Origin of the sequence: Pseudomonas sp. UBA6699 (genome assembly GCF_002454615.1) — a bacterium.
Taxonomy (GTDB): domain Bacteria; phylum Pseudomonadota; class Gammaproteobacteria; order Pseudomonadales; family Pseudomonadaceae; genus Aquipseudomonas; species Aquipseudomonas juntendi.
On record NZ_DKJF01000059.1, the window covers coordinates 18,121 to 27,602 of the forward strand.

A 9,482-nucleotide genomic window follows, 5' to 3' on the forward strand; every position below is an offset into this window, starting at 1 on the left:
CACCGCGGTGGTTGGCACGGGCTGCGCCCGTGTTCGCGGGCATGCCCGCTCCCACAGGGGATCTCCACCTGATTTGGGCCGGGGTCAGACTTGCTCCAGCATCAACCCGGAAATGCGCCTTACCTTGCGCGACACCGCTTCTTCGAAAATGCCCTGGCGCGGCTCGACCAGGCTGAAACAGTGCTTGGCGCGGGTGATCCCGGTGTAGACCAGCTCCTTGGTCAGCACCGGGTTCAGTGCGTCGGGCAGTACCAGTGCGGTGTGGCCGAACTCCGAACCCTGGGACTTGTGCACCGTCATGGCAAATACCGTCTCCACTTCATTCAGGCGGCTGGGCAGGACAAAACGCACGCCGCCGCTGCCGTCATTACGCGGGAAGGCCACCCGCAGCAGCGGCTCGCCGCGCTCGTCCGGCAAACGCAGGGCAATGCCGATGTCGCCGTTCATCAGGCCCAAGCCGTAGTCGTTGCGGGTGACCAGCACCGGGCGCCCTTCGTACCAAGGCTGCTGGCTATCGATCAGGCCGGCGCCGTGCAGCACCCGCGCCACCCGCTCGTTAAGCCCTTCGACGCCCCAGGCACCGCGGCGTACCGCACACAGCAACTGGAAGTCCTCGAAACTGTGCAACACCTTGCCCGCCCACTGCTCCCAGGCGGGGTCGTCGAACGGGGTATCCAGCAACGGCCGATAGCGGCCAAGGGTACGCAAATAACTGCGGTACCCTTGTGGCCCTTCGCTGCCCTGGTTCAAGCCGTCGAGCAGCAGGCGGTCGAAGGCGCGGTCCTGCTCGTGCCTGAGCACCAGGCTGTGCACATCAGCCGGTGGCATGGCCAGCAGGTTGCGCGCCGCGTGGGCGTCCTGCCGGTTGACCAGCCGCGCCAGCTGGCCAATCCCGCTGCCTTCGCCAAAGCGCCGCGAAAAGCGCAGCATCACCACTTGCTGGGCCAGCGGGTTGCGCTGTTCATCGCCAACCTTGAGGCCACTGCCAGCCAGCGATTCGCCACTGACCTGTTCGAGCCAGCTGGCGGTGGCCGGCGCGTAGTAGCCTTCTTCGGCGTCCCGGCACAAGTCACCCAGCACGGCACCGGCCTCGACCGAGGCCAGCTGGTCCTTGTCACCCAGCAATACCAGGCGTGCCCGCGCTGGCAAGGCGTCGAGCAGGTTGGCCATCATCTCCAGATCGATCATCGAGGCTTCGTCGACCACCAGCACATCCAGCGGCAACGGGTTGCCCGCATGGTGGCGGAAGTGCCGCGAACCCGGGCGGCTACCGAGCAGGCGGTGCACGGTGCTGACGTCGGTCGGCACCTGCTCGCGTACCTGGGCACTGACCTGCAGGCGCTCGACCTGCTGGCCAATGGACTCGGTCAGGCGCGCAGCGGCCTTGCCGGTGGGTGCCGCCAGGCGGATACGCAATGGCCTGCCCTGCTCCACCGCCGGCGCTTGCAACAACGCCAGCAGGCGCACCACCGTGGTGGTCTTGCCCGTACCGGGGCCGCCGGTGATGATGCTGAAGCCGGCGCGGGTGGCCAGGGCGCAGGCGAGCTTCTGCCAGTCCACCTGGCCTGCCGGGGCGCCGCCCTCGAACAACTGCGCCAGGCGTTGCGGCAAGTCCGCCGGCGCTGCTTCAGCCTGGCTCAGGCGCAGGCGCAAGGTGTGGTCGATACGCCGCTCGTAGCTCCAGTAACGGCGCAGGTACAAGCGCTGGCCGCTGAGTACCAGTGGGCGCGCCTGCTGGCCCGGTGCGTCGCCAGCGGCCACCAGCGGGCTGGCAAAGATGCGTTGGCGCCATGCTTGCAAGTCGAGGTTGGCCAGCAATTGCGAAGGCAACAGCAACGGGCCGGTCAGTGCGTCGCCCTCTGGCGGCAACGACAGGGCAAAGTCGGGCTCGGCCAGGGTTTGCTGCAGGTCGAGGCAGACGTGGCCGTGGCCCAGTTGATGGCTGGCCAACGCTGCGGCAAGCAGCAGCAAGGGGTCACTGCCTGGGGCCCGCTCTTCCAGAAATGACACGAACGCACGGTCAAGCGGCCGTAGCCAGCCGCGTTCGACCCAGCGGTCGAGCAGTTGCAGCAGGTCACCGCTGTCAGTTTGCGGCGCCAGCGCCAGCAGGTACTCGGCGTGCAATGGGGTGGGCAAAAGGTCGACAAGGCTGCGACTCATGGCATGACTCCGGCAAACAGGTCCTGCTGGGTGGGCGGGTGCTCGCCACGGAACAGCGCATCCAGGCTTTCGATCAATTCACGCGGTGGCTTGGTGAAGTAAACGCCGTGCCCGCTGCTGCTGGCGCCCCGCAGGAAGATGAACAAGGCACCGCCCACGTGGCGGTCATAATCGTAATCCGGCAGCCGCGCGCGCAGTTGCCGGTGCAGGGCCAGCAGGTACAACACGTACTGCAGGTCGTAGCGGTGTTCGAGGATGGCTTTTTCCATGGCCAGGGCATCGTAAGCCTGGGTATCCGGGCCAAGCCAGTTGGATTTGTAGTCGGTCACGTAATAGCGGCCGTCCAGCTCGAAGGCCAGGTCGATGAACCCTTTGAACATGCCATTGAGCAGCGTCGGCTGCGCCGCCGGGCGCGCCAGGCCGGGGTGGGTGTGGCGTGCTACCAGACGATCCAGCTGCTCGGCGTCGACGCGCTGGCTGGCGAACCAGAACTCCATTTCGATCTGGTAAGTGCACAGCTCCCCGAGCGTCACGCTCTGCCCACTGCCGGGCAACGGCAAGGCCTCGCTCAGCAAGCGCTGCATCCACTGGCTGAGGGTGGGGATCCAACCCGTCCAGTCTCGGCGGTTGCAGCGCTGGCCAACGGTTCGCTCGATCAACTGCGGGTTACGGCTTACCAGGCTAAAGCCTTCGCGGCCTGCCCACTCCAGCAGACCGTGCAGGAAGGTGCCGGGGTTCGGCCCCCGCGGGAAGCGGTGGATATCACCGCTGTCGGCCGGGACTTCACGCAGCACCTGCACATCGACGACTTCGTCATCCTGCAGTTGCTGGGCCTGCGAGCTGTCGGCACCGAGGGTTTGGTCACCAACGCGCAGGGCGCTGTATGAGGCGATCCACCAGTGCTCAGCGGCGGCGCGGCGTGGCTTGCGTGCCGGCAGTAATTCACGTTCGGCGTGGGGCATGCGATACACCTGATGCTGCGCCGGCGGCAGGCCTGGGCAGGCGATGTGCGGGCAACCCGCGGCCAGGGCCTGCAACCAGTCGGCCAACTGCGCCGAACTGGCCAGGGCAAGGCCGCCACCCAGCAGATACCCCAACGCCGAGCGGTGCAACTGCGACGTTTTCTGGTTGCCGCGCTTGAGGTCGGCGACACCCAGCCAGCAGGCATGCTGGGCACGGGTAAGGGCCACATACAGCAGGCGCAGGTCTTCGGCCAGGCGCTCATCGTCGGCGCGTTCGATCTGCTCCTGGCCTGGGGTCAGGGTAAGGTGGGCGTGGCCTTCAGGGTCGTGCCAGGCCAGCGGCAGCCGGCTACCGTCCACAGGTTTGCTGGTGCAGATGAACGGCAGGTAGACCAGCGGATACTCCAGGCCCTTGGACTTGTGGATGGTCACCACCTTGACCAGCTGTTCGTCGCTTTCCAGGCGCAGGATCTGGTCCTCGCCAGCCTGGCCAGAACTGGCCAGGTGCTCGGCCAGGTGGCGAATCAGCGCCTGTTCGCCATCCAGTTCGCCAGCTGCCTGCTGCAGCAACTCGGCCAGGTGCAGCAGGTTGGTCAGCACCCGTTCGCCATCGCTGCGGCGGATCAGCGTGCGCGGCAGCTGGAAGTCATGCAGCAGGTGGCGCAGCATGGGCAGTACGCCCTGGCGCTGCCAGGTTTCGCGGTAGTAGCGGAACCGCATGACCCAGCCTTCCCAGACCCGCTCGTCCTGGTTCAAGCGGTCCAGTGCGGGCAACGACAGGCCTAAGGTAAGGCTGGCCAGGGCCGCCTTGAGCAGGCGCTCCGAATCGGGCTCGGCGCAGGCCTTGAGCCAGGCCAGCAGGTCGTGGGCTTCCTGGGCAGCGAACACCGAGTCCTTGTCGGACAGGTACACACTGCGTACATCGCGTGCGGCCAGCTCGGCGCGCACCAGCTGCGCTTCGTGGCCATCCCGCACCAGAATGGCGATGTCTGACGGCAGGCAGGGGCGCAGTTCGCCTTCGGCACTGCGGAAACCGGCCGTGCCTTGCTGGCCGCCATTGAGCAAATCGACAATGTGGCTGGCGCAACTGGCGGCCAGTTGCTGGCGGTAGACACTGCCGGATACCGGCTCGTCGCTCTGCAACTGCCAGCATTGCAGGGCAGCGCTGGCTTCGCCGTTGATCACCAGCTGTTCGCTACGGCCTTTGGCGTGCACCTCGATGAACGGCAACGGGTTGTCATCCGCACCGCGGAACAGGAACGCCCCGCGCCCTCCCTGACGCGCCTCGGCCTGCAGGAACACCTGATTGACTGCCGCCACCATGGCCTTGCTGGAGCGGTAGTTGGTGTCCAGGCTGTGCAGCCGACCGATGGTGGCCCGCCGTGCGGCGAGGTAGGTGTAAATGTCTGCACCGCGGAAGGCGTAGATTGCTTGCTTCGGGTCGCCAATCATGAACAGGCCGGTGTCCGGGCGGTTTTCGCCGATCTGGTAGATACGCTCGAAAATGCCGTACTGCACCGGGTCGGTGTCCTGGAATTCGTCGATCAGGGCCACCGGGAACTGCTCACGAATCAGCCCGCCCAGGCGCTCGCCGGCTTCACTGGCCAGTGCGTGCTGCAGGCGCACCAGCATATCGTCAAAGCCCATTTCTGCCCGCCGACGCTTCTCCACTTCAAACCGTGCCGAAACCCAATTGGCGGCATGCTCGAGCAGGGGGGCATCCGGGCTGTCCAGGGCTTGCAGGTGTTGCGCCAGGGTCTGCATGGCATCCAGGCCTGGGTGCGCGGGTGGCTCGCCCTTCCAGGCCTCGGCCATGCCGGCCGGGGTCAGGCGGGTGAAGCCGGTACCGAGGTCGAGCTCCACCTGTTGTTCGTCCGTAGCCCACGCGTGGAGCTTGTCGAACCAGGGTTCGAAATAGCGCGCCTGCATCTTGCGGCCGTCGACCTGCTTGGCAGCCAGGGCATCGCGGCAGATCTGCCGCAACTCTTCGGCCCACTGTAGCCAAGGTGCCTTGAGCCGGGCCAACTGTTCGCTGCGCTGCTGCAGCGATGCCTCGATCAGTGCCGCCGGTTCCGCGCCGTGCTGCTCGGCCCGCACCCGACCGAACAAGGGGCGGATGCGCGGGAGCAAGGCGTCGGGGCTGACCCAATGGCTGCGCACCCACGCCAGCGCTTGGCCTTGCATGCTGTAGCAGAAGCGCCGCCAGTAATCGCGCATGACTTGGCCCAGCAGCTCGCTGTGGTCGGTTTCCAGGGTCTGGGTGAACAGGCTGCCGCTGTCAAAAGCGTGCTCGCGCAGCATGCGCTGGCACCAGCCGTGAATGGTCGATACCGCTGCTTCGTCCATCCACTGCACCGCAATTTCCAGGCGCCCGGCACAGCGCGGCCAGGCCTCTTGCGGGTAGTCGTCACGCAGTTGGTGCAGCAAAGGGTCGGCGCCCTCCAGCTCGCCACGGAAGAAGCGTGCAGCTTCTGCCAGGCGGGCACGGATACGCTCGCGCAACTCCTTGGTGGCGGCGTCGGTGAAGGTCACCACCAGAATCTGCGGTGGCAGCAGTTCGCGTGCAAAACCCTGCTCGCCGCCATGCCCGAGGATCAGGCGCAGGTACAGGGCGGAAATGGTGAAGGTCTTGCCGGTGCCGGCACTGGCCTCGATCAGCTGGCTGCCATGCAAGGGGAAACTCAACGCCAAGGGGCGGGCCTGGGTCATGCGCCTTTCTCCGGGTTGCCCAGGGTCTGCCAGGGTGCGGTGAACAATGGGCGGTACAAGGTTTCGCACCAGCCTTCAAAGGTTTCGTCGGCGGTGAGTGCGGCGAAATCACGGAACTGCCGAGCCAGGGCGATGCTTTCACTGCGCTCGCCGAAACTGTTGCGTTCATCGCCCTCGTAGGCGCGGGCCGCAGCGGCCAGGGCTTTGTCGGCATCGTCGTGGGCCAGCCAGGCAAAAGCGGTTTTGGCGGCGACCGACAGGGGCGCGTTCATCGCGGCCTGGCGCGCCACCAGCAGGTCGCCCAACAGTTGCCCGGCGGCGCCTTGCGGCAGCGGTGCCAGCAACAGGGTCAGGTCGCTGGCTACCAGGGCGCTATGGTAGGCGTAGCCTGCGGCACAGGCCGCCAAGTGGGTGACCCAGGGCGCGATCAGGCGGTGCCACTTCAAGTTGTTGCGCCCCGCACTGATGGTGTTGGGCACGGTGGTAATACTCAGAAGGCTTTGGTCGTCGGCCTGGAATACCCGCCCCAGCCAGCCTTCGAGACGGTGCCGGCCGTGCTCGAAATGAACGGGCAAAGCGCCCTCGACCAAGCGCGGCCACCGTTGCAGCAACTGCTGGTGGCGTTGCAGCAGGTCGGGTAACGGCTCGATCAACTCGCTTTGCAGCAGCTCGCCGAACCCCGCCAGTGGCAGCACGCCGCAAGCCTGCAAACGCCGGGCCTGAGCCTGCAGGGCCTGCTCGGCGTTGCCCGGTGCGGCCAAGGCGACACCGAGCAGGCTTTCACTGGCGCCGTAGCGCTGCAGGGTGTCGAGGGTGAAGGGTTCTTCGTCCGGGGTCGGCGCCTCCAGCGCTTCGAAGTACACCTTGAGGCGCTGACTGAAGAAATGCCGAACCGGGTGGCGCAGGAAGTCACTCAGCTGGGTCAGGGTAAGCGCTTCATCATCCTGATAGGGCGCCAGGGCTGGTTCGCCCTGCGGGTCGCACTCGCTCTGCTGGTGCAACACTTGCCATTCGTGGGCATAGCTGAACAGCGGGCTACCCTTCTGGAAGTAGCGCGGGCTGAACGGTTGCAGCGGGTGCTCTTGGGTCAGGGCGTGCAGCAGCTGCTCGCCAGCCTGTGTCGCCTGGCCCTGCTGCGCGCCGTTCAGCTGCCAACCCGCCGCAAGGTGGTCGCGCAGCTGCCCGATCAACACCGAGGCCGGGCGTTCGCTGTTGTCACGGATACTGCGCCCGACCCAGCTGACGTACAGCTGGTCACGTGCCGACAGCAGCGCTTCGAGCAACAGATAACGGTCGTCCTCACGGCGTGAGCGGTCACCGGGGCGGTAGTCGCTGGCCATCAGGTCGAAGTCCAGCGGCTGCTGGGCGCGGGGGTAATCACCATCGTTCATGCCCAGCAGGCACACCACCCGAAATGGGATCGCACGCATGGGCATGAGGGTGCAGAAATTCACCGAGCCCGCCAGGAAACGTTGCGACAGCTTGCCTTGGTCCAGCCGCGACAGCCAGGCCTCGCGTACCACGGTCAATGGCAGAGGGTCCTGCAGGCCGACCGTTTCGCATACTTCAAGCCAGCTATCGCGCAGATCCTGCAACTGGATCAGCAGGAATTCGTCGTGCTCGTCCTCGGCCAGGAAGAACACGTGCAACAGGGCATGCAGGCGCTCGCCCCACTGGCTGACGGTGGCCGGTTCGGCCAGGGCCTGGCAGGCGACATCCAGTGCGTCGAGCAGGGCCACCAGCGGGCCGATCAGGGCTGCGTCCAGACCACCGATTTCATCGTACGGCTCAATACCGTCACACGCTTCGCCCACGCCTACGGCATACCCCAACAGCATGCGTCGCAAACCAAAGCGCCAGGTGTTCTGTTCAAGCCCGGCGGGCAGGCCAAGGCTGGCTCGCTGCTCGGCATCGAGGCCCCAGCGAATGCCTGCGCCTTCGATCCAGCGGTGCAGGGTAGGCAGGTCGTTTTCGCGGATACCGAACCGGGCTCTTACCGCCGGGACATCCAGCAGGTCGAGCACTTCGCTGACTGCGAAACGGCTGTCCGGCAGCTTGAGCAGGTGTTCCAGCGCAATCAGCAGAGGTTCCCGACCACGCTGCCCTTGGTCGGTCAGGGTGAACGGTATGTAACGCGGGTCATTGCGCTGCAGTTGGCCGAAAACGGCGCGGATGTGCGGCGCGTATGTGTCGATGGCCGGCAGCATGACGATGACATCACGCGGGCGTAATGTGGGGTCGGCACTGAAGCGGGCCAACAGCTGGTCGTGGAGAATCTCCACTTCGCGCTGGGGGCTGTGGGCAATGTGAAAACGGAACGAGCGGTCGTTGGCGGGATCGACTGGCGGCCACAGCGCACGCGTTTCTGCCAGCGGGCGGAGTTCGAGAATGTCGTCCTGCAATTGATTGAGCAGCGTGGCGGGTGAACCGTCGCTGAACAGATCGATGCGACCATCGCTGAACACACCTTGGTAGCTACCCGGGTCGTCGTAGCTGTCGAGCAAGTTGATGTAGTCTCGGCCTTGCTTGCCCCACGCAGCCAGTAATGGGTGTGCGTGTTGGTGCAGGGCCTGGTCGTCGAGCTGCAAGGGCATGCCTTGTTTGCGCTGCTGACGCTTGTATTGGTGGCGCAGCAGGTCTTTGTCGGCAACGATGTCCGCCCAGTGGTGGCGACAAGGGTTGTGCACGCACAACAACACCTGGCTGAAGCGTGCGAGGCCGGCCAATGCCTCCAAGGCCTGGGCCGGCAACGACGAGATACCGAACACGATCACCCGCGAGGGTAACCCGGGGGGAGCCTGTTCCAGGCTATTGATACGTTCGATGAAGCGCTGGTGCACGCCGGCCCGGCTTTGCGCCATGCCTTTTTCGCCGACGTCTTCCAGCAAGGCCTTCCACAGCTCGGCCTGCCAGCGGTTAGCCGGGGGCAGGGCCTTGCGTTCGCCACGGGCGGTGTTCAGCACGTGCTCACCCGCTGCCCAGTCCCTGAGCCAGTCGGCCCGGTAGACCTGATACTGGTCGAACAGATCGGCCAGGCGCTCGGACAGCTGGTAGCGCTTGCGCAGGTCACCGTCGTCCGTCAGGAAGCGGCGCAACGGCTCGAAGTGCGGGCGCTCGATCAGCGCTGGTAGCAGACGCATCAGGCGCCAGGTCAGCGGCGCTTTGTCGAGCAGGGATACCTCGGGAATTTCATCGCGCCCCAGCACGCTGCGGTACAACTGCCACATGAAGCTGCCGGGCAGTTGAACCTCGATTGCAGCGGCGATGCCGCAGCCACCTTGGTCGTCTTCCAGCGGGTCTTCCGCCAGCGCCAGCTTGAGCCATTGAGCGATACCGTTACTCTGCACCAGGGCGATTTCGTTTTCCAACGGTGCCAGCGGGTAGCGACGCATCCAGCTCACCACAAGGCTGCGCAAATCGTCGAGGCGGTTGCCGTGTACGATCATGAAGCCGGGGTGAAGATGGGTGGTGTGGGGCATCGGAAACTCTCTGGCAGGTGCTGAGCTGAGGTTGGTGGGGGAAACGATATCACGCGTGATGCGTTCGCTGGGGGGCATGGCACGGGCTTCGCCCGTGTTCGCGGGCACGCCCGCTCCCACAGGGATTGTTGTGAGGCCAGGGGACTTTTTTGGAGCACAAAGACAAAACCCC

Annotated in this window: 3 protein-coding genes; all 3 read right to left on the reverse strand. The window is 65.6% G+C overall.

Features of this window, described 5'->3' with window-relative positions; translation table 11 throughout:
* Positions 1–84: 84 nt before the first annotated feature.
* From recD to recC, 3 genes are read right to left on the reverse strand one after another with little or no spacing between them, the layout of a single operon-like run.
* Positions 85–2,160 carry an exodeoxyribonuclease V subunit alpha gene (recD, locus tag B3361_RS11775; protein WP_054905849.1) on the reverse strand — a complete coding sequence of 692 codons (2,076 nt, stop codon included), beginning with the start codon at positions 2,158–2,160 and terminating at the stop codon, positions 85–87.
* Entirely contained in the window at positions 2,157–5,831 is a 3,675-nt protein-coding gene (recB, locus tag B3361_RS11780) for an exodeoxyribonuclease V subunit beta (protein WP_054905850.1), read from the reverse strand. The genes recD and recB overlap by 4 nt, the downstream gene beginning before the upstream one ends.
* Entirely contained in the window at positions 5,828–9,310 is a 3,483-nt protein-coding gene (recC, locus tag B3361_RS11785) for an exodeoxyribonuclease V subunit gamma (protein ID WP_286920230.1), read from the reverse strand. Before recC ends, recB begins: the two co-directional genes overlap by 4 nt.
* Between the last annotated feature and the right edge of the window lie 172 nt (positions 9,311–9,482).

Excerpts from the sequence above, each read along its gene's own strand:
- recD (WP_054905849.1), bottom strand. The coding sequence starts at position 2,160 with ATGAGTCGCAGCCTTGTCGACCTTTTGCCCACCCCATTGCACGCCGAG.
- recB (WP_054905850.1), bottom strand. The coding sequence starts at position 5,831 with ATGACCCAGGCCCGCCCCTTGGCGTTGAGTTTCCCCTTGCATGGCAGC.
- recC (WP_286920230.1), bottom strand. The coding sequence starts at position 9,310 with ATGCCCCACACCACCCATCTTCACCCCGGCTTCATGATCGTACACGGC.